Source organism: Pantoea sp. CTOTU46764 (assembly GCF_031974595.1).
Classification (GTDB): domain Bacteria; phylum Pseudomonadota; class Gammaproteobacteria; order Enterobacterales; family Enterobacteriaceae; genus Pantoea; species Pantoea trifolii.
Map to the genome: position 1 here is coordinate 1,201 of NZ_DALYOQ010000017.1, position 22,082 is coordinate 23,282.

The following is a 22,082-nucleotide window of genomic DNA, read 5'->3' on the forward strand; positions in this document are numbered from 1 at the left end:
AAAACGCGTATCAGCGCTGCAACCAAGTTCTTCATCTACACCCAGGCATCCGGTCTGATCATGTTGGTGTCGATTCTGGCGCTGGTGTTTGTGCACTATAACGCCACTGGCGTTTGGACTTTCAGCTACGAAGAGTTGCTGAAAACGCCGATGTCGCACACCGTTGAGTATCTGCTGATGCTCGGCTTCTTCATTGCCTTTGCGGTAAAAATGCCGGTGGTGCCATTGCACGGTTGGCTGCCAGATGCGCATAGCCAGGCACCAACCGCCGGTTCGGTTGACCTCGCAGGTATCTTGCTGAAAACCGCGGCCTACGGCTTGCTGCGTTTTAGCCTGCCGCTGTTCCCAAATGCGTCAGCAGAGTTCGCACCGATTGCCATGTGGCTCGGTATCATCGGCATCTTCTACGGTGCATGGATGGCGTTCTCCCAGTTCGATATCAAACGTTTGATTGCTTACACCTCGATTTCGCACATGGGTTTCGTGTTGATCGCCATCTACACCGGCAGCCAACTGGCCTTCCAGGGCGCGGTCATTCAGATGATTGCGCACGGTCTTTCTGCTGCGGCACTGTTCATCTTGTGCGGTCAGCTGTATGAGCGTCTGCATACCCGCGACCTTCGTCAGATGGGCGGTTTGTGGTCACGAATCAAATGGATTCCGGGTCTGTCACTGTTCTTTGCGGTTGCAAACCTCGGTATGCCGGGCACCGGTAACTTTGTTGGCGAATTCATGATTCTGACCGGCAGTTTCCAGGTGGTGCCGGTGATTATCGTCATCGCAACCTTTGGTCTGGTGTTTGCTTCGGTTTACTCCCTGATCATGATGCAGCGCGCTTACTTCGGCGAAGCCAAGTCGAAAGATCCGCTGCCAGGCATGTCACCGCGTGAGTTCCTGACTATCGGCGTATTGGTAGTGTTGCTGGTGCTGCTGGGGACCTATCCACAGCCAATCCTCGACACATCCCATGCTGCGATGAGCAATATTCAGCAGTGGTTTACCGCTTCAATTTCAACTACAAGGCCGTAATTCGCCATGACAATAACTCCTCAACATCTGATCGCGTTACTGCCGCTGTTGATCGTCGGATTGACGGTGGTGGTGGTGATGCTGTCCATTGCGTGGCGACGCAATCACTTTGTTAATGCCACGTTGACGGTGATCGGACTTAACATTGCGCTGTTTTCTCTGTGGTTTGTGGGCCAGGCGGGAGCGATGGATGTCACGCCGCTGCTGCGCGTTGATGGCTATTCGATGTTCTATACCGCGCTGGTAGTGCTGGCGAGTTTAGCCACCTGCACTTTCGCTTATCCGTGGCTGGCCGGTTTCCCGGACAACAAAGATGAGTTCTATCTGCTGGTGCTGATTGCGGCACTCGGTGGGATTGTGCTGGCGAGCGCCAACCATCTGGCGGCGTTGTTCATCGGCATCGAACTGCTGTCACTGCCGCTGTTTGGTTTGATTGGTTACGCTTTCCGCCAGAAACGTTCGCTGGAAGCGTCGCTGAAATACACCATTCTTTCAGCGGCGGCCTCATCGTTCCTGCTGTTCGGTATCGCGCTGATTTATGCTGATTCCGGCAGCCTGAGCTTTGTGCAGCTCGGCAAAAGTCTGAGCGATAGCATGATTCAGGAGCCGCTGTTGCTGCTGGGTCTGGGTATGATGATTATCGGTTTGGGCTTCAAACTGTCGCTGGTACCTTTCCACCTGTGGACGCCAGACGTTTATCAGGGTGCGCCTGCGCCGGTTTCAACCTTCCTCGCCACCGCCAGCAAGATCGCCATCTTTGGCGTGATTATGCGACTGTTCATGTACGCGCCAGTTACAGATAGCGAAGCTGTTCGTACCGTGCTGGGCATCATTGCCTTCGCGTCGATTCTGTTCGGTAACCTGATGGCGATTTCCCAGAGCAACATCAAGCGTCTGCTTGGTTACTCGTCAATCGCGCACCTTGGTTATCTGTTAGTGGCGTTGATTGCGGTGAAAACTCATCAGCTGTCGCTGGAAACCGCGGGCGTTTATCTGGCCGGTTACCTGTTCAGCAGCCTGGGCGCGTTCGGCGTAGTAAGCCTGATGTCGAGCCCGTATCGCGGTCCGGATGCCGACACGCTCTATTCTTATCGCGGTCTGTTCTGGCATCGTCCGATTCTGTCTGCGGTAATGACGGTGATGATGTTGTCACTGGCCGGTATTCCAATGACGCTCGGCTTCATCGGTAAATTCTACGTTATCGCCTCAAGTGTGAACGCACATCTGTGGTGGTTGAGTGGTGCGGTGGTTGCAGGTAGTGCGATCGGCCTTTACTACTATCTGCGCGTAACGGTAAGTCTGTACCTCAGCCCGCCGGAACTGCACAACCGCGACACGCAAGCCAACTGGGCGTTTACGGCGGGCGGTGTTGTGGTGCTGATCTCTGCGATTCTGGTATTGCTGCTCGGTGTTTATCCGCAGCCGCTGATTACACTGGTGCAGATGGCGCAGCCGCTGATGTAATACAGACCGCGTCATGACTAAATCGGGCCTTCGGGCCTGATTTTTTTTGCCTGCAATTTACTGTGTAGTGAGAGATTGAGCACAGAGTCATCACGAGCTTTTCAGCTGCCGCTGCTGCTCACTGCGTTTGGCCTAGCCGGTGTGATATTCTCAACGGATCACTTTTTTTGCTCAGACAAGGAAGCACCATGGAAATGCTTTGGCTTGATTGCCATCACAGTGAACTGACGGCGCAACAACTCTACACTTTGCTGGCGCTGCGCAATCATGTCTTCATCGTGGAACAAAACTGTCCCTATCAGGATATTGATGGTCAGGATTTAGCCGCTGATAACCGCCACATCTTGGGATTCCTTGACGGTAAGCTGCTGGCCTATGCACGCGTGTTAACGCCAGCTTCAGACTCTGCACCCGTGCTGATTGGTCGTGTGATCGTTTCTGAAGAGGCGCGCGGTTTGAAGCTGGGGTATCGCTTGATGGAGAAGGCGCTTGAGAGCTGCGAGAAGCATTGGTCGCAGCGCGCTATCTATCTCTCTGCGCAGGCACATCTGGAAGGTTTCTACGGTCGTCTGGGCTTTAAAGCGGTAACCGAAGTGTATATGGAAGATGACATTCCCCACATCGGCATGCAGAAAGCATAACGGCGAGGATTGCTCCTCGCCGTTAATCATCAGCCCGGCGTCATCTGCCGGTCATCAACATATTTACGTTGATCCGGCGGTGGCGGGAAGTACTGATAAAGCCAGGTTTCACTCAGCGTCTCATCCTTAGTACGCAGGAACAGGCGCATATCAACCGGTTTGGTTGAGTCGCTGTTCGGATACCAGTCAAACAGAATGCGGTAACCGTTTAATGGCTCGACGTAAAGAATCTCAACCTGCTTGAATGTGCCCTCCGAAACGGTAATCACCGGCTCAATGCCTTTCGGCGCTGCGGCTTTCAGATCGCCGCCAACAAAATCAATCGCAAAACGACGTGACCAGGTTTCCGGGAAGTGTTCGCCTGGCGCCCAACCTTCCGGGAAGCCACCGATACCGGTGCGCGTGGCATCGACACGCGCCAAACCACTGCGCACTGGCGGTAACTGACTCCAGTAGAGTTTGTAATGGAAGTTGAACTCCCTGCCGGCTTTCACCGGTTCTGACGGCTGCCAGAAGCACACCACGTTATCCAGGGTTTCACCGGTGGTTGGAATCTCCATCACGTTAATGGCGCCTTTGCCCCATTTACCAATCGGTTCCACCCACAGGCTTGGACGTTTGTCGTACCAGCCAATCACATCCTGATAATTTTTGAAGTCATGATCCAGCTGCAGCAGGCCAAAACCACGCGGGTTTTCATCCTGATAAGCGTTGAACTGCAAACGCTGCGGGTTGTTCAGCGGACGCGCAATCCACTCGCCTTCACCGGTCCACATCGCCAGACGATCGGAGTCATGGATTTGCGGATGGTAAGTGTTGCACATGCGGCGCTCGTTGGTGCCACAGCTGAACATGCTGGTCATCGGTGCAATGCCGAGCTGGCGAATGTCGTTACGCGCAAACAGGTGGTTTTCCACTTCCATCACCACGCGTTTCTCTTCGCAGTGAATGGTGAACTTATAGGCACCGGTAACGCTCGCGCCATCCAGCAGGGCATAAACTACAAAAGTGGTGTCATCGGCTTTTGGCGTTTCAAACCAGAACGAGGTGAAGTCCGGAAACTCTTCCTTGCCGTTGCTGAAGGTGTTGACCGCCACGCCGCGTGCGGAGAGGCCGTACTGGAAGGTCTCATCAACTGCACGGAAATAGCTGGCGCCGAGGAAAGAGACGATATCGCGGCGCGCCAGTTCTGGCTTCTTGAACGCGCGGAAACCGGCAAAGCCGAGATCGGTTTTACCCACCAGCTGTTTGGTATCAACGTTGGCGTTGTGATAATTGAACAGCTCCGGGCGGAAGTGGATCTCACGCGCTTCACGGCTGTCGGCATCGACCGAGAACATGCGGATGCGGCGCTTGAAGCCCATACCGACGTGGAAGAATTGCACGTCCAGCTCACGATCGGCAATGTTGTTCCACAGCGAGTGATTAGCATCGTACTGAATTTCGTTATAGGCCTGAGGCGTTAGATTGGCCAGGGTGTCGGGCAAGGGGCCGGGTGCGCCGCCCCAGGGCTGTTTTGCCAGTGCGGAAGCTTTCTTTTTCAATGTATCGAAATCGAAGCGCACCGCGGTACCGTCGGCGATACCATCATCGGCCCAGGCGGATTGTGCAAACAGCGTGGAGAGACCCGTCATGCCGCTAACAGCGGAGAGGGCCATGGACGCTTTCATAAATTTTCTACGATTCATGCCGGAGATCTAATCCTTAGCTGCTCGGGTGTATTTTGACTCTCGTAAGACGAGAAACGTCTGACTACAGGGAGTTACGACAGTCGTGGAAATAAAAAATTCAGTCTGCGGAAAATTTATCAGATTACTCAAATAAGCGAAGCAGAATTCGCGCCGCTCCACCCGGCATGACACAACTTTGCATTGAGATAGACGAAACTCGGTTAAATCCTGGCAGTTGCCGCCCAGCAAAGCTGGAATTTAAGACTATAGTTAAACCACAACGAGTTAGGAACATGGAGGAACTACATAGTGTCATCTTCAAACCAATTTGAAACGCACCTTGACGACGACCTGACGCTGCTGACGGAAACGCTGGAAGAAGTGTTACGCGCATCGGGCGATCCGGCCGACCAGAAATACATCGAGCTGAAACTCAAAGCTGAACAAGCACTGGAAGACGTGAAATCGCGCGTTAGCCAGGCATCAGACAGCTACTACTATCGTGCCAAAAATGCGGCTTACCGTGCCGATGATTATGTGCATGAAAAACCGTGGCAGGGGATTGGCATCGGTGCCGCCGCTGGCCTGTTTGTCGGTTTACTGCTGGCTCGACGTTAAGTTCCAACGGGCGCGACACGCTTCGCGCCCGCTTCCTGATTATTCCGCCGCTTATTCCCGCTAAATCCCTGTTTCGCATCATCCGCGATTGTGTTTCGCCTGCGCGCTTCCTACAGTAAAGCGACAGGGAAAAGGAGAACGCAACGTGATACGTGTAGAAATGCTCTCAACGGGCGATGAAGTGTTACATGGGCAGATTGTCGATACCAACGCCGCCTGGCTGGCCGATGTGCTGTTCCAGCACGGTTTGCCGATGACCAGCCGCAGCACCGTCGGTGATGCGATGAGCTCGCTGGTGGAGGCGCTGCAGAGCCGGAGCCAGATTGCAGACGTGCTGATCGTTAACGGTGGTTTAGGACCGACCAGCGACGATCTCAGTGCGCAGGCCGCAGCCATTGCCAGCGGCAGCGAGTTAATCATTCAGCAAGCCTGGCTGGAAAAAATGGAAGCCTGGTTCGCCAGTCGCGGACGCATGATGGCGCCGAGCAATCGCAAGCAGGCAGAAATTCCCGCCATCGCCGAGATGCTGGATAACCCGGTCGGCACCGCGTGCGGCTTTGCGATACAGCTCAATCGCTGCTGGATTTTCTTCACGCCTGGTGTGCCGTCGGAATTTAAAGTGATGGTCGAGCAGGAGATTATTCCGCGCCTCAAAGCACGCTTCGAATTGCCGGAACCACCGTTGTGTTTACGCCTCACCACCTTTGGCCGCGGCGAGAGCGATATTGCCGCTGAGCTGGAGCCGCTACCGCTGCCGGAAGGCGTGGTGATGGGCTATCGCTCATCAATGCCGATTATTGAAATCAAACTTACCGGACCCGCCAGCCAGCGCGCGGCGATGGAGCTGGTGTGGCAGCAGGTAAAACTGTTGCTGGCGGAGTGCACCATCTTTGAAGGCACCGAAGGTTTACCGGCGCTACTGGCGCGCGAGTTGCAGCAGCGCGGCTTCCAGTTGGCGCTCAGCGAGCAGTTCACCGCCGGTTTGCTTAACTGGCAGCTGGCCGCGGCAGACGTGGTGCTCAGCAAAGCCGAGATTCTGCCGCCGCAGGATGAAGATCTGGAAGCGCAGGTTGCGCGCACGCGTGACTGGGCGAAACAGCAGGGCGCAGCGCTGGCATTGTCGGTGGGACATTTAGTCGAAGGCGAAGTGTCGATTGCGCTGCACACACCCGAAGCGAGCTGGGGCCAACGCGTGAAGTTCACTCATGGACGTCATAACGTGGAAACGCGGCAGAAAGTGGTGGCGATGATGGCGATGAACATGCTGCGTCGCTGGCTGCACGGCAGCGAAGTCAGCACCGGGCACGGCTGGATTGATGTGTTGGAAACCGTGAAACGTTAATTCGTAGGGTCGCCATTCATGGCGACCAACTTAAAATCACAACTCGATCTCAATCTCCCCTTTGGCGCGACAGCAGCACGGCAAAATCTCGCCTTGCTGCACAAACGCCAACGGGGTTTCCGCATAATCCACTTCGCCTTTCAGCAAGCGCATACGGCAAGAGCCGCAGTAGCCTTCGCGACACTGAAACTCAACGCACAGATTATTAGCTTCCAGCGTCGTCAGCAGATTGGGATGATCTTCTGCGCACTCCAGCCGGGAGCCGGAGCTGCGCAGAATAACAACAGAGCGGCTCATGCTTACAGCTGGAAGCCGTCGAAATCGTCTTCGCCCACTTCAGAATCAATCTGACCGACCAAATACGAGCTCACTTCAACTTCCTGCGGGGCAACCTGCACGTTGTCCGACACCAGCCATGAGTTGATCCATGGAATCGGGTTCGAACGCGTCTGGAACGGCAGATCAAGACCGACCGCCTGCATACGAATGTTGGTGATGTACTCAATGTACTGGCACAGAATGTCTTTGTTCAGGCCAATCATCGAACCGCCGCTGAACAGATATTCTGCCCACTCTTTTTCCTGCTCGGCTGCTTTCTTGAACAGGTCGTAGCCTTCGTTGCGGCACTCTGCGGCGATGGCTTTCATCTCTGGATCGTCTTCACCGGTGCGCAGCAGGTTCAGCATGTGCTGAGTGCCAGTCAGGTGCAGCGCTTCATCACGTGCAATCAGCTTGATGATTTTAGCGTTACCTTCCATCAGCTCGCGCTCGGCGAAAGCAAATGAACAGGCAAAGCTGACATAGAAGCGAATTGCTTCCAGCGCGTTGACGCTCATCAGGCAGATATAGAGCTGCTTTTTCAGATCGCGCAGGTTCACGGTCACGGTTTTACCGTTGACCTGATGCGTACCTTCGCCCAGCAGATGCCAGTAGCTGGTCATCTCGATCAGATCATCGTAGTACTTCGAGATGTCTTCGGCGCGCGCCAGAATCTGCTCGTTGGTGACGATATCGTCAAACACCACTGCCGGATCGTTAACGATGTTACGGATAATGTGGGTGTAAGAGCGCGAGTGAATGGTCTCGGAGAACGCCCAGGTTTCAATCCAGGTTTCCAGCTCAGGGATGGAAATCAGCGGCAACAGCGCCACGTTCGGGCTACGGCCCTGAATCGAGTCCAGCAGCGTTTGATACTTCAGGTTGCTGATGAAAATGTGCTTTTCATGCTCTGGCAGCGCCTGATAATCGATACGATCGCGCGAGACGTCCACTTCTTCGGGACGCCAGAAGAAGGAGAGCTGCTTTTCAATCAGCTTTTCAAAGATGTCATATTTCTGCTGATCGAAACGGGCAACGTTGACAGACTGGCCAAAGAACATCGGCTCTTTCAGCTGGTCATTTTTGTTCTGCGAGAATGTGGTGTAAGCCATTTTGAGTCCAAATGTGAAGAGGGCCGACCAATGTCGGCCCTGACAAGATGAGATTAGATCTTACATGCGCCGCTTTCGCAGCCATCATCCTGAATGGAAGGCGCCAGATCGTCCTGTGCATCTTCCGCCCCGTCGCGGGTGTTTTGATAGTACAGGGTTTTCACGCCGAACTTGTACGCGGTCAGCAGATCTTTCAGCAACTGTTTCATCGGCACTTTGCCATTAGCAAAACGGCTCGGATCGTAGTTGGTGTTCGACGAAATCGCCTGATCGATGAACTTCTGCATCACGCCAACCAGCTGCAGATAACCGTCGTTAGACGGCATTTCCCACAGCAGTTCGTACTGATCTTTCAGACGCTCATACTCTGGCACTACCTGACGCAGAATGCCGTCTTTCGATGCTTTGATACTGATATGTCCGCGCGGTGGCTCAATACCGTTAGTGGCGTTCGAAATCTGCGAAGAGGTTTCAGACGGCATCAGCGCAGAAAGCGTTGAGTTGCGCAGACCGTGCGTGGTGATGGACTCACGCAGACCTTCCCAATCCAGATGCAGCGGCTCGTTGCACACCGCGTCGAGATCCTTTTTATAGGTATCGATCGGTAGAATGCCCTGCGAGTAAGTGGTCTCTTTGAACCACGGGCAGGCACCTTGCTCTTTCGCCAATTCGTTCGAGGCTTTCAGCAGGTAGTACTGAATGGCTTCGAAGGTTTTGTGCGTCAGGTTGTTGGCGCTGCCATCGGAGTAGCGTACGCCGTTTTTCGCCAGGTAGTACGCGTAGTTGATCACGCCAATACCCAAGGTACGACGGCCCATTGCGCCGCGTTGTGCTGCCGGGATGGGGTAATCCTGATAATCCAGCAGCGCATCCAGTGCACGCACCGCGAGGGTGGCCAGCTCTTCCAGATCGTCAAGGCTATTAATCGCGCCAAGGTTAAAGGCAGACAGCGTACACAGAGCGATTTCGCCGCTTTCGTCATTGACGTCGTTCAGCGGTTTGGTCGGCAGGGCGATCTCGAGGCACAGGTTCGACTGACGAACCGGGGCGATGCTTGGATCGAACGGGCTGTGAGTGTTGCAGTGATCGACGTTCTGGATGTAGATACGGCCAGTTGAAGCACGTTCCTGCATCATCAGTGAGAACAGCTCAACGGCTTTCACGCGCTGCTTGCGGATGCTGTCGTCTTTCTCGTATTTGGTGTACAGACGCTCGAACTCGTCCTGATCGGCGAAGAACGCGTCGTACAGGCCAGGCACGTCAGACGGGCTGAACAGCGTGATGTCTTCACCTTTCAGCAGGCGGGTGTACATCAATTTGTTGATCTGCACGCCGTAATCCATGTGACGCACGCGGTTGCCTTCAACACCACGGTTGTTTTTCAGCACCAGCAGGCTCTCAACTTCCAGATGCCACATTGGGTAGAACAGCGTCGCTGCACCACCGCGCACGCCGCCCTGTGAGCAGGACTTCACGGCAGTCTGGAAATGTTTATAGAACGGAATACAGCCGGTGTGGAAGGCTTCGCCACCACGAATCGGGCTACCCAGCGCACGAATACGTCCAGCATTAATACCGATACCGGCGCGCTGTGAAACGTATTTCACAATGGCGCTAGAAGTGGCGTTGATAGAGTCGAGGCTGTCGCCGCACTCGATCAATACGCAAGAGCTGAACTGGCGCGTTGGTGTACGCACGCCGGACATGATAGGCGTTGGCAGTGAGATCTTGAAGGTTGAGATCGCATCGTAGAAGCGCTTCACGTAGTCCATACGGGTTTCGCGCGGGTAGCCAGAGAACAGGCACGCTGCTACCAGGATATAGAGGAACTGGGCGCTTTCGTAGATTTCGCCGCTGACGCGGTTCTGCACCAGATATTTCCCTTCCAGCTGCTTAACCGCTGCGTAAGAGAAATTCATGTCGCGCCAATGGTCAATAAACGCGTCCATCTGCTCGAACTCTTCGGTGCTGTAATCTTCCAGCAGGTGACGGTCGTATTTGCCCATCTCCACCATCTTCACCACCTGATCGTACAGCTTCGGCGGCTCAAACTGGCCGTACGCTTTTTTACGCAGGTGGAAGATAGCCAGACGCGCGGCCAGGTATTGGTAATCCGGCGCATCACGAGAGATCAGGTCTGCGGCAGCCTTAATGATGGTCTCATGAATATCAGAAGTTCTGATGCCATCGTAGAACTGAATGTGTGAGCGCAGTTCAACCTGTGAAACGGAAACGTTGTTCAGCCCTTCGGCTGCCCAATCCAGTACACGGTGAATTTTGTCGAGATCAATGCGCTCCTGGCGGCCATCGCGTTTAGTAACGAGCAGACTTTGGTTCATGTCGCGTTTTTACCTGTCCATGCATGAATGACGTATTTATCCCCCATCTATGCACAAGGTTTATGCACAAGCCGCTCGTTGTGAGTAAGCCTGTGGATAAACACTATATATAGGGGGTGCGGGAAGTTTGAACAACAATATGGTGAGTATTCTAGTCAGCAATCTCTTCTTAACAAGAGTTGATTTTCACTAAAAAATCGTCCTTAGCGGCTGGCTAAAATCCTGGATCCGCATGCCGCAAGGCCTGCACTTAGTGTCAACCGCTAAGCACTTTTTTTTCACTTTATGATCGGACGCGTGTTTCTTGCTCAACCACCATGCTTCAGGAATTTTCTTAGATGAAAAAAGCCCCGACAAGGCCGTCAGCAGCGAACTTATCTAAAATTGCTTATGAATTTTTTGTGACTTGCTTAGCCTATAAAAAAGGCTGGTACGCGTCTAAAAGGAAATTGATCTGGATAAGAGGTCGCCATGAATGGCGACCCTACGGTGATACTGCGTGTTGATGCGCGCCGGGATGACATACGACGATGGTGCGATTTTTCGTAGGGTGCGCATTCATGCGCACCGGGATGACATCACTCCTGGCGATGCGTATGAATCATGTAGTTCACATCGACCCCGCGACCCAGACGGAACTGATTGGTCAGCGGATTGTAATGCAGGCCAATCATGTTTCTTTCACGCAGCGGGGTTTCATCGACCCAGTTCAGCAGTTCGGCAGGACGGATGAATTTCTTCACGTCGTGCGTCCCACGCGGCACCATGCGTAGTACATACTCCGCACCAAACACCGCCAGCAGCCAGGCTTTTGGATTGCGGTTGATGGTGGAGAAGAACACTTCGCCGCCGGGCTTCGCCAGCTGCGCGCAGGCCAATACCACCGAGCGCGGGTCAGGCACATGCTCGAGCATCTCCATGCAGGTCACCACATCATATTGCCCGGCATGACTTGCGGCGTGATCTTCCACGGTTTGCTGCACATAGTTAACGCTAACGCCGCTCTCGAGCGCGTGCAGACGCGCCACTTCCAGCGGCTCCGCGCCCATATCCAGGCCGGTAACTTCAGCGCCTTCACGCGCCATGCTCTCCGCCAGAATGCCGCCACCGCAGCCGACATCGAGCACTTTCTTACCGAACAGGCCATTGCTGTGCTGTGCTATCCAGCCGAGTCGCAGGGGATTGATACGGTGCAACGGCTTAAATTCACCCTCTAAATCCCACCAGCGGGATGCCACGGCCTCAAACTTGGCAATCTCGGCGTGGTCAACGTTCTGGCGGCTTTCCTGCGGTTGTTCACTCATTGAATCATCACTCCAGACAAAATATTCCCTCAGTATAAACGCTTAAGTCACGCGAACGCATCTTTCACGCTCAAGGAAAAGCGGGATTAAGGCCTGGTTAACGTTCACCGAAGGGAAGCGATGTGATATACTTTCGCACCTTTAAATCCGGGATTATGTAGAGGGATAGCGGCTCCATGAGCGACCTTGCGAGAGAAATTACACCGGTCAATATCGAAGAAGAGTTAAAAAACTCCTACCTCGATTACGCCATGTCGGTCATTGTTGGCCGAGCCTTACCCGATGTGCGTGATGGTCTGAAGCCGGTACACCGCCGTGTGCTTTTTGCCATGAGCGAACTGGGCAACGACTGGAATAAACCCTATAAAAAATCCGCCCGTGTGGTCGGTGACGTCATCGGTAAATATCACCCGCACGGCGATTCCGCGGTATACGAAAGTATCGTGCGTATGGCCCAGCCATTCTCCCTGCGCTACATGCTGGTTGACGGTCAGGGTAACTTTGGTTCGGTCGACGGCGACTCCGCCGCAGCGATGCGTTATACCGAAGTGCGCATGGCAAAGATCTCTTCGGAGCTGCTGGCTGACCTGGAAAAGGAAACTGTCGATTTCGTGCCGAACTATGACGGCACCGAGCAGATCCCTGAAGTCCTGCCAACCAAAATTCCTAACCTGCTGGTAAACGGTTCGTCCGGTATCGCGGTAGGTATGGCAACCAACATTCCACCGCACAACCTCACGGAAGTGATCAACGGCTGTCTGGCCTTCATCGAAGATGAAGACATCACCGTTGAAGGTTTGATGGAGCACATCACCGGGCCAGATTTCCCGACCGCTGCGTTCATCAATGGTCGTCGCGGTATCGAAGAAGCCTATCGCACCGGGCGCGGTAAGATTTACATCCGCGCACGTGGCGAAGTGGAAACTGATGCCAAGACCGGCCGTGAAACCATCATCGTTCACGAACTGCCGTATCAGGTGAACAAAGCGCGCCTGATTGAGAAGATCGCCGAGCTGGTGAAAGAGAAGCGCGTGGAAGGCATCAGCGCGCTGCGTGACGAATCTGACAAAGACGGCATGCGTGTTGTCATTGAGATCAAACGCGATGCGGTCGGTGAAGTGGTTCTCAACAACCTCTACTCGCTGACCCAGCTGCAGGTCTCTTTCGGCATCAACATGGTGGCGCTGCATCAGGGCCAGCCGAAGATCATGACGCTGAAAGGCATCATCGAAGCCTTCGTACGTCACCGTCGCGAAGTGGTTACGCGCCGTACCATTTTCGAGCTGCGTAAAGCGCGCGATCGTGCCCACATCCTTGAAGGCCTGGCGATTGCGCTGGCGAACATCGATCCAATAATCGAACTGATTCGTCGTGCACCCACGCCAGCCGAAGCGAAACTGAGCCTGTTGGCACAGTCGTGGGATCTGGGTAACGTTGCCGCGATGCTGGAACGTGCCGGCAACGATGCCGCACGTCCAGAGTGGCTGGAAGCCGAGTTTGGTATTCGCGAGGGTCAATATTATCTGACCGAACAGCAAGCGCAGGCGATTCTGGATCTGCGTCTGCAGAAACTGACCGGCCTTGAGCACGAAAAACTGCTCGACGAATACAAAGAGCTGCTGGATCAGATCGCTGAACTGCTGCACATCCTGCAGAGCGCTGAGCGCCTGATGGAAGTGATCCGTGAAGAGCTGGAGCTGATGCGCGATCAGTTCGGCGATGCACGTCGTACTGAAATCACCGCGAACAGTGCAGACATCAACATCGAAGACCTGATTAATCAGGAAGACGTTGTGGTGACGCTGTCGCATCAGGGTTATGTCAAATACCAACCGCTGACGGACTATGAAGCCCAGCGTCGCGGTGGTAAAGGCAAATCCGCCGCACGTATTAAAGAAGAAGACTTTATCGACCGTCTGCTGGTGGCCAACACCCATGACACCATTCTGTGCTTCTCCAGCCGTGGCCGTCTCTACTGGATGAAGGTCTATCAGCTGCCGGAAGCCAGCCGTGGCGCGCGCGGTCGTCCAATCGTCAACCTGTTGCCGCTGGAAGCTAACGAACGTATCACCGCCATTCTGCCGGTGCGTGAATACACCGAAGGCTTCAACATCTTCATGGCCACCGCGAGCGGTACCGTGAAGAAAACCGCGTTGCAAGAGTTCAGCCGTCCGCGTAGCGCGGGCATTATCGCCATCAACCTGCGTGAGGATGATGAGCTGATTGGTGTGGCGCTGACCAACGGTAGCGACGAAGCGATGCTGTTCTCTGCCGCCGGTAAGGTGGTGCGCTTCGCTGAAACTGCGGTACGTGCGATGGGCCGTTCGGCTTCGGGCGTGCGCGGTATCAAGCTGGCTGAACGCGATAAAGTGGTGTCGCTGATTGTGCCACGCGAAGAGGGCGCGATCCTCACCGTGACGCAGAATGGTTACGGTAAACGTACCGCCAATACCGAGTATCCAACCAAGTCGCGTGCGACCCAGGGTGTGATCTCGATTAAAGTCACCGATCGTAACGGGCCAGTTATCGGTGCGGTGCAGGTGGTGGATGGCGATCAGATCATGATGATCACTGATGCCGGTACGCTGGTGCGTACTCGCGTATCGGAAGTCAGCGTGGTTGGCCGTAACACCCAAGGCGTGATTCTGATCCGTACTGCGGAAGATGAAAACGTGGTGGGTCTGCAACGCGTTGCTGAGCCGGTGGAAGAGGAAGAACTCGACGCCATCGACGGTAGCGTAGCGGAAGGCGAGGAGGATATCGCGCCGGAAGTGGACAGCGACGACGAAGCACCAGAAGCTGACGACGAAGAGTAATTCGTAACGGCTTTATGAAACGGCAGGTCAGGAAACTGACCTGCCGTTTTTTTATCTGAGTTTTCCCCTAAAGGCGCGGGCTAGCTGGCTTTTTAGGGCCGATAAAGCTAGTGTATGAAAGCTTTTCAACATCCTGATAACTCTTACCGCCAGTGAGCCTCTTTTGAAATATCTTGTCTCCTTTCGCACTACGCTTCGAATTTCGCGCTATCTGTTTCGTGCGCTGGCGTTGCTGCTCTGGGCGCTGGGTGCGCTGCTGACCACTTTCTACATCATCAACGTGCTGCACGAGAAAGAGAACGCGGTGCGTCAGGAGTTTGCCACCAATTACGGTCAGGCTGAGTGGTACGTACGCCACTCGGCGGATGTGATGCGCGAGCTGAAATACATCACCGAAAATCGCCTGAGCAGCAGTGCTAATGGTCTGGATGTGCTCAACGGTTTGCCGCCGGGCAAAGGTGCACTACCGCAGTTCACGCCGCTGTTTTCCGATGGCGACTGCACCTCAATGAGCAACACATGGCGCAACTCGCTGGATTCGCTCAGCTACTACATCAATTACTGGAAAAGCAATTTTGCCTCTGCGTATGAATTGAACCGCGTGTTCTTCATCGGTGGCGAAAACCAGTGTCTGGCCGATTTCACCATCGGCAGCAACAATTCAGTCGATCGTGAACGTAGCCTGAAAGCGCTGCGTGAACGCGTGCTGCACTATCGCAACGGCAATGAAGAAGAGCGCCGCCAGCCGATGTACTGGATCACCAGCAGCGCGCAGCCGGGCGTCGGCAACTTCTATATGGTGATGCCGGTGTATGTGGCGAACAAACTGCAGGCGCTGCTGGGCGTGGAGCAGAATATCCGCCTGGATGAGTTCATTCAGCCGGGCGGTTTGCCGCTGGTGGCCACCATCACCGATGAAAATTACCGTCCGCTGCTCAGTTCACGTCGCGGCGGGCCGGGCTACTCGCTTGACGATCTGCCGGACAACAGCACCTGGTTCGGCTATCTCGACAGCTATCGCCAGCTGGTGCTGAAGAAGCCGCTGCCACCTTCCAATCTCAATGTGGTGTGGTCGCTTTCCACCGACGTGTTGATGGATCAACTCAAGCTGATGCTGATTAACGCGCTGCTGCTTAATATCTTTACGGCGGTAATTTTGTTCACGCTGGCGTGGGTTTTTGAGCGCCGCATGTTCCTGCCGGCTGAAGAGAATGCGCATCGACTGGAGGAACACGAACAGTTCAACCGCAAAATTGTCGCCTCGGCGCCGGTCGGCATCTGTATTCTGCGCACCAGCGACGGCACCAACATTCTGAGTAACGAGTTGGCACACAATTATCTGACGCTGCTGACGCAGGAAGATCGCCAGCGTCTGAATGAAATCATCGGTGGTCAGCAGGTTAACTTTGTCGATGTGCTGACCGGCAGCAACACTAACCTGCAAATCAGCTTTGTGCATTCGCGTTATCGCAATGAAAACGTGGCGATTTGCGTGCTGGTCGATGTCTCGGCGCGCGTGCGTATGGAGCAGTCGCTGCAGGAGATGGCGCACTCGGCCGAGCAGGCCAGCCAGTCGAAATCGATGTTCCTCGCCACCGTCAGCCACGAACTGCGCACGCCGCTGTACGGCATTATCGGTAACCTCGATCTGCTGCAAACCAAAGTGCTGCCGAAAGGCGTCGATTCACTGGTGACGGCGATGAACAACTCGTCGAGCCTGTTGCTGAAGATCATCAGCGATATCCTCGACTTCTCGAAGATTGAATCCGAACAGCTGAAAATTGAGCCACATCCTTTCTCGCCGCGTGAAGTGGTCAATCACATTGCCAGTAACTATCTCTCGCTGGTGGTGCGCAAACGCCTGACGCTGTACGTGTTTATCGAAAACGATGTGCCGCTGACCCTGGATGGCGACGCGATGCGTCTGCAGCAGGTGATATCTAACCTGCTGAACAACGCCATCAAATTCACGCATACCGGCTGCATCATCCTGCATGCTTACGTCAAAGAGGGATATCTGGCGTTCCGCGTGCGTGATACCGGCGTCGGTATTCCGGCCAAAGAGGTGACGCGCCTGTTCGATCCGTTCTTCCAGGTAGGTTCGGGCGTGCAACGTAACTTCCAGGGAACCGGCTTAGGGCTGGCGATCTGTGAAAAACTGATCAACATGATGGACGGTGATATTGAAGTCGATTCCGAACCGGGCATGGGCAGTCAGTTTATCGTGCGCATTCCGATCTATTCCGGTCAGATGGCGGCACCACCGCTGCTGGACGGCTTGCAGGAAAAAGCCATCTGGCTGGATATGCGTAATGAATACCTCGCCAGCTTCCTGCTGCGTCTGCTGCAACAGCAGGGCATTCAGGTGGCGTATTATCGCGGTCAGGCGGCAGCGGATGATGTGATCATTAGCGATCACGATGAGCTCGCTGCGCAAAGCGGACGCGCGCATATTCGTATCTGTGGTCAGCACATCGATATGCCGCACGAAACCGCGCCGGGTCAATGGATCCAGAGCAGCGCGATGCTGCACGATCTGCCGCAGCTGCTCGGCCGCATCTACCGCATCAACATCAATAGCGAAACCGCCACGCCGCTGCCGTTAACCGCGGCAAAAGCAGCTGCGACCTTCGAAGATATCATCGTGCTGATTGTTGATGACCATCCGATCAACCGCATGCTGCTGTCAGAACAGCTCGGCACCGTGGGTTATCAGACCAAAACCGCGCAGGACGGCGTGGATGCGCTGAACGTGCTGAGTCGCAACCATATCGATATCGTGCTGAGCGATGTGAACATGCCGAACATGGATGGTTATCGTCTGACACAACGTCTGCGTCAGTTAGGACATACTTTCCCGGTGATTGGCGTCACGGCCAATGCGTTAGCGGAAGAGAAGCAGCGCTGTATGGATGCGGGCATGGATAACTGTTTGTCGAAGCCGGTTACACTGGATGTGCTGAAAAGTACGCTGGCGGTGTATGCGGAACGCGTCAGAAAGGGCAGGGAAGGGGCGTAATACGCGAGCAAATAATGGGCGGTGTCAGAAGACGCCGCCCATTGAGGATTACTCTTTGTCGACCTGAGTGGCGCTAACCGAAGAGAGATAGTTCAGCAGCGCGATATCGTTTTCCACGCCCAGTTTCATCATGGCTGATTTCTTCTGGCTACTGATGGTTTTGATACTGCGGTTCAGTTTCTTAGCAATCTCAGTCACCAGGAAACCTTCTGCGAACAGACGCAGTACTTCACTCTCTTTCGGTGACAGACGTTTGTCACCGTAACCGCCAGCGCTGATGCGCTCCAGCAGTTTTGCCACGCTTTCCGGCGTATATTTTTTGCCTTTCTGCAGAGCAGCCAGCGCTTTTGGCAGATCGGTTGGTGCACCTTGCTTCAGTACGATCCCTTCGATATCCAGATCCAACACCGCGCTCAGGATCGCTGGGTTATTGTTCATGGTAAGAACGATAATCGAGAGATCCGGATAGTGACGTTTGATGTATTTGATCAGGGTGATACCGTCACCGTACTTCTCGCCTGGCATGGAGAGGTCGGTAATCAGGACATTGGCGTCCAGTTTAGGCAAGCTGTTTACTAATGCTGTTGAGTCTTCAAACTCACCTACAACGTTAACCCATTCAATCTGTTCCAGTGACTTACGGATACCGAACAGAACGATCGGATGGTCATCGGCAATAATTACGTTCAAGTTATTCATCTTATTGGTTACCTTGCTGCAGCAGTTGGCTGACGTACGCGTCAATTTCACTGGTGGTATTTTTAATGGTTAAATCGTCACATACTTTAATGTGTTGTTCTAACGCTTCACAAAGCAGTTTACCTGACCCCAGATTGAGCATGGCAAACACGCCTTTCAGGCGATGTGCTGTCTGAGCAAGCGAGGGATAATCCTTTTCCGCCGCTTCAGTATACAGTCTCTTCACATCTGGCGGTACTGTCTCGGTAAACAGCTGGAAATAGCCTCCGCTCATCAGCGGCGTGGCTTCTTCATCTTCGCGACTCTCCTCTAACAAATCATGAGAAAGCTGCTTTTCAATCAGGGCCAGCAGCGCATCAAGCAGTGCATTACTGAGATTGAAGTTGACCCGGAATTGTTGATCGTTCAACGCGTGATGACCCATTTCGTCACCAGCCAGTAACAGCGCCCAACCGTTCAGACGGGCGGGATCGTCGGTCACCAGCACATCATGATCCTGACCGGTTAAGCGTTCATCCGACGTCAGGCATTTCGCGCCCCAGTTTTCGAGGTGGCGGCAAACGATCTTGTGTACATCTTCGACGGCGATATCCACCAACGCGGTCACGCCTTCCAGCAGTTTCTCTTCCTGCTCACCTTGCTGCTCTAACGCCAGCGGCAATTGGATGTTGTAGCGTGTGCCGATATCAGGTTTAGCGATGATCTCCAGCTGGCCGCCCATCTGTTTGCACAGCTGCTTACAGAGGAAAAATGCCATGCCGGATGCCTGGCCAAAACGATCCTGCGTGGTTTCACCAAGATAGGGGAAATCGACATTCGCCAGTTCATCGACGCTCAAGCCAGAGCCGGTATCCACCAGCTGCAGCAAGACCTGATTAGGCTTGTCTTCTGTGGTTTTAATCTCCAGCGAAATCTTGCCCCAGCGCGTGGTGGTCAGCGAATAGTGCATCAACGTGGTCAGCACTTTACGCAATGCACGACGATCGCCAAAGCGCATCTCGTCATTGGCTAAATGGTTGTTCACCACTAAAGCCAGACCTTTACGGCGCAGCAGCGGCAGGCTTTCCAGCGCAATTTCATCCAGCATATCCTGCAGGTTGAACACGCTGGCATCTGGCGACCAGTCATGCGCTTCAAGGCGATTGAGCAGCACGATATCATCGACCAGACGCGCCAAGCCCTGGCTCTCGTCGAGCAGATCGAGCACGCTTTCATCATCGTCGCGCTGGCTGAGTTGCACCAACTGCTTAACCATGCTTTGCAGCGGACGATTCAGCGCGTGACCGAGATTGTGCATCAGTTGCTGACGCATCTGGTGATTGCGATCCAGCACCTGTTGCGCCTTCTGTAGCTTCTTATTCACCAGTAATTCACGGTCCTGATCGCGCATCATAAACAGCTGGGTATGCGGTGACAGCACGCTGCGCGCGTGGCGAATCTCATACACTTCGTTATTGATGGTGGCCTGCAATACGCCCTGATGCTGATCCGACATATTGATGATTTTCTGCAAATTCAGGTGCGGCAGCAGATGTTCAGCAATTTTATTGCTGAGCAGCGTGCGGTTGGTGGCGAAGTCGTACACCAGCAAGCCGACCGGCAAGCTGGCGACGATCTCTTCATTCAGCATGCGCAGCGAATCCAGCTCGGCGCTTTGGTTTTCGTTCGGGCGCAGCGACTGCTGACGCAGCAGCGTAATACCGGCAATCGACAATAAAAACAGCACAAGGTTGATCAACAGCGGCCACATCAGGTTATGCAGCGTATCCAGCGCCAGGCTGGTGAGCGGCACGCGATACACCAGCTGCAGCGACGTACTTGGCAGCGATGCGGCGATCTCCAGATTCGGATTCACCAGCGCCACGTGGGTGCTTTCGCTGCTGGTGTCGTCGCTGGTGGTGGCGGTGGTGGCGGTGGTGGAAGTTTGCGTGGCGTCCTGACGCAGCTGGAAATTCTCCAGCGGCATATTGCGCGGGATCAGATCGTTAACCGGCAAATCGAACGCCACCACGGTGGCTAAGTGGCCTGGCTGATTGAAGGTAGTACGCAGCGTAAAGTAGTGATCGTTCTGCCAGGCGAAATGACGCAGCGGCGAGAAACTTTCGCGCTCATCCAGCGCATTAGCCTGCTGCAGCATTTCGGCGCGGCGGCTATCAACCAGCGTATTAATCGCGCTCTCTTTATAACGCGTCGCCATGTCTTTCAGCGGCAGCGTGGAGATCATAATCAGGCTGTTATCCTGACCATTAAGGAAGTACATCGACCAGGTCGGATTTTCCGCGCCCCACAGCGTATCGAGATAGTTGGACATGCGCATGGTCATATCCAGCGTGCTGCCATCGTGCGAACCAAAAATCAGCGCTTCGGTTTTGCGGCGGGTTTTTTCCAGATAATAGACATCCGGACGCAGGCGGGTTTCCTGAAGATTGCTGTTCGGTGACGACCCGGCGGCGCTGGTGGCCAGGTTTTCATAGATCTGCCACGTAGCGAAGCGCGACGCATCGATACGTTTCTGCATCGCGCGCGCCAAATCGGTCATCGCATAGCGCTTCTCTGTCATCCAGGCATTGACGCTGTTGTGCACCATCGCGCCCAGCGCCAGAAAAAGCACCAGGTTAAACACCACGAAAAAGCGCGTTACATTGCCGGATGTCAGAGGAAATTTATAAGGCAGCATAGTGTCTCAGGATCATGGAATTAGCGCGCAACCCGTCGGGCACTGGCAGCGACGGCCAGCAGCAGCAGAGCGATAAGCAAAAATGCACCACTCAGGCTGATCCACTGGGAAATTAATCCGATTAAAGCCGGACCTGAAAGAATACCTGCATAGCCTAACGTTGTCATGGCCGAAATCGCCAGATTCGATGGCATATCGTGTTGATTCCCGGCAGCATTGAATAACATCGGCACCGTATTGGCGAGGCCAAAACCCACCAGCAGGAAAGCCAGCAGCGCGATTTGCGGCCAGGGTAATAACACCGCCAGCGTCATGCCCGCTGCAGCGGCTAGCGCACCGGTCAACATCACCGGATAACGGCCAAAGCGTTGAATCACTTTATCGCCGGTCAGACGACCAATGGTCATCGCCACGGAGAACACCGCATAACCCAAACCGGCGTGCGCCGGGCTCATATCCGGGCTTTGCAGCAGCAACAGCGCGCCCCAATCCAGCACCGCGCCTTCGGCAAGAAACAGAATAAAGCAGAGCAAACCGAGGAAAGCGACCCAGCCGCGCGGGATCACCAGCCACGGTTGATCGGGCTGATGCAGGCGCTCGGTCATCAGCGTTGGCAGGCTCCACACCAATAGCAACACAATCAGCACCATCACCGCGCCAACCGCTTGCAACGGCGTCAGGCCGCTGCCGAGCAGCAAGCTGACGGAACCGGCGCCGATAATGCCGCCGAGGCTAAAGAAACCGTGGAAACCAGACATCATCGGCTTGCGCGCGGCTTTTTCCACTTCCACCGCCTGCACGTTCATCGCCACATCCAGCATGCCGAGTCCGGCACCAAACACCATCAAGGTGGCGGCCATCAGCCACATCACATTGAGCGTCGCCAGCAGCGGTAACACCGCCAGCACCACCAGCGTGGAGCACAACATCACCCGACGACCACCGAAACGCGCGATTAACCCGCCGGTAATCGGCATCGCCGCCAGCGATCCAATGCCTAAACACAGCAACAAACCGCCCAATGACGCGCCGCT

15 protein-coding genes are annotated in these 22,082 nt (G+C 54.5%); 7 read left to right on the forward strand and 8 right to left on the reverse strand.

What is annotated here, in order from left to right:
- The 3 genes from nuoM to RTM06_RS08520 form a co-directional block, all read left to right on the forward strand.
- Positions 1 to 1,029: NADH-quinone oxidoreductase subunit M (gene nuoM, locus RTM06_RS08510; protein WP_312181403.1), on the forward strand; the 1,029-nt coding region annotated here is incomplete at its 5' end.
- 6 nt (positions 1,030 to 1,035) lie between these two features.
- A complete protein-coding gene (gene nuoN, locus RTM06_RS08515; protein ID WP_008105131.1) occupies positions 1,036 to 2,493 on the forward strand; it encodes an NADH-quinone oxidoreductase subunit NuoN in 1,458 nt (485 codons plus the stop codon).
- Positions 2,494 to 2,681: 188 nt separating this feature from the next.
- Positions 2,682 to 3,134, forward strand: coding sequence for a GNAT family N-acetyltransferase (locus tag RTM06_RS08520; RefSeq protein ID WP_265300492.1), 453 nt, complete (start codon positions 2,682 to 2,684; stop codon positions 3,132 to 3,134).
- Positions 3,135 to 3,163: 29 nt separating this feature from the next.
- Here RTM06_RS08520 and RTM06_RS08525 read toward each other — a convergent pair whose 3' ends face one another.
- On the reverse strand, positions 3,164 to 4,822 hold the full coding sequence (locus tag RTM06_RS08525) for a glucan biosynthesis protein (RefSeq protein ID WP_312181408.1): 1,659 nt from the start codon (positions 4,820 to 4,822) through the stop codon (positions 3,164 to 3,166).
- A gap of 291 nt (positions 4,823 to 5,113) precedes the next feature.
- On the opposite strand from RTM06_RS08525, the gene elaB reads away from it, so the two are divergent.
- Complete coding sequence (elaB, locus tag RTM06_RS08530) at positions 5,114 to 5,422, forward strand: stress response protein ElaB (RefSeq protein ID WP_256696963.1); 309 nt, start codon at positions 5,114 to 5,116, stop codon at positions 5,420 to 5,422.
- A 145-nt stretch (positions 5,423 to 5,567) separates the two neighbouring features.
- Complete coding sequence (locus tag RTM06_RS08535) at positions 5,568 to 6,764, forward strand: nicotinamide mononucleotide deamidase-related protein YfaY (protein ID WP_312181410.1); 1,197 nt, start codon at positions 5,568 to 5,570, stop codon at positions 6,762 to 6,764.
- A 36-nt stretch (positions 6,765 to 6,800) separates the two neighbouring features.
- Here RTM06_RS08535 and yfaE read toward each other — a convergent pair whose 3' ends face one another.
- From yfaE to ubiG, 4 genes are all read right to left on the reverse strand, one after another.
- Complete coding sequence (gene yfaE, locus RTM06_RS08540; RefSeq protein WP_008105122.1) at positions 6,801 to 7,061, reverse strand: class I ribonucleotide reductase maintenance protein YfaE; 261 nt, start codon at positions 7,059 to 7,061, stop codon at positions 6,801 to 6,803.
- Positions 7,062 to 7,063: 2 nt separating this feature from the next.
- A complete protein-coding gene (gene nrdB, locus RTM06_RS08545; RefSeq protein WP_312181412.1) occupies positions 7,064 to 8,194 on the reverse strand; it encodes a class Ia ribonucleoside-diphosphate reductase subunit beta in 1,131 nt (376 codons plus the stop codon).
- Positions 8,195 to 8,247: 53 nt separating this feature from the next.
- Complete coding sequence (gene nrdA / locus RTM06_RS08550; protein ID WP_110866577.1) at positions 8,248 to 10,533, reverse strand: class 1a ribonucleoside-diphosphate reductase subunit alpha; 2,286 nt, start codon at positions 10,531 to 10,533, stop codon at positions 8,248 to 8,250.
- A gap of 578 nt (positions 10,534 to 11,111) precedes the next feature.
- On the reverse strand, positions 11,112 to 11,837 hold the full coding sequence (ubiG, locus tag RTM06_RS08555; protein WP_312181415.1) for a bifunctional 2-polyprenyl-6-hydroxyphenol methylase/3-demethylubiquinol 3-O-methyltransferase UbiG: 726 nt from the start codon (positions 11,835 to 11,837) through the stop codon (positions 11,112 to 11,114).
- 176 nt (positions 11,838 to 12,013) lie between these two features.
- Between ubiG and gyrA the strand changes: the two genes are divergently transcribed.
- Both gyrA and rcsC read left to right on the forward strand, forming a co-directional pair.
- Positions 12,014 to 14,653 carry a DNA topoisomerase (ATP-hydrolyzing) subunit A gene (gene gyrA / locus RTM06_RS08560; protein WP_312181417.1) on the forward strand — a complete coding sequence of 880 codons (2,640 nt, stop codon included), beginning with the start codon at positions 12,014 to 12,016 and terminating at the stop codon, positions 14,651 to 14,653.
- A gap of 163 nt (positions 14,654 to 14,816) precedes the next feature.
- Positions 14,817 to 17,672, forward strand: a complete 2,856-nt coding sequence (rcsC, locus tag RTM06_RS08565) for a two-component system sensor histidine kinase RcsC (protein WP_256696959.1) — start codon at positions 14,817 to 14,819, stop codon at positions 17,670 to 17,672.
- A 48-nt stretch (positions 17,673 to 17,720) separates the two neighbouring features.
- Here the strand turns inward: rcsC and rcsB are convergent, their stop codons facing one another.
- The 3 genes from rcsB to RTM06_RS08580 form a co-directional block, all read right to left on the reverse strand.
- Positions 17,721 to 18,371 carry a response regulator transcription factor RcsB gene (gene rcsB, locus RTM06_RS08570; protein WP_007889370.1) on the reverse strand — a complete coding sequence of 217 codons (651 nt, stop codon included), beginning with the start codon at positions 18,369 to 18,371 and terminating at the stop codon, positions 17,721 to 17,723.
- Position 18,372: 1 nt separating this feature from the next.
- Positions 18,373 to 21,045, reverse strand: coding sequence for a phosphotransferase RcsD (gene rcsD / locus RTM06_RS08575; RefSeq protein ID WP_312181491.1), 2,673 nt, complete (start codon positions 21,043 to 21,045; stop codon positions 18,373 to 18,375).
- 23 nt (positions 21,046 to 21,068) lie between these two features.
- The coding region (locus RTM06_RS08580; RefSeq protein WP_312181420.1) for an MFS transporter at positions 21,069 to 22,082 on the reverse strand (1,014 nt) is incomplete at its 5' end.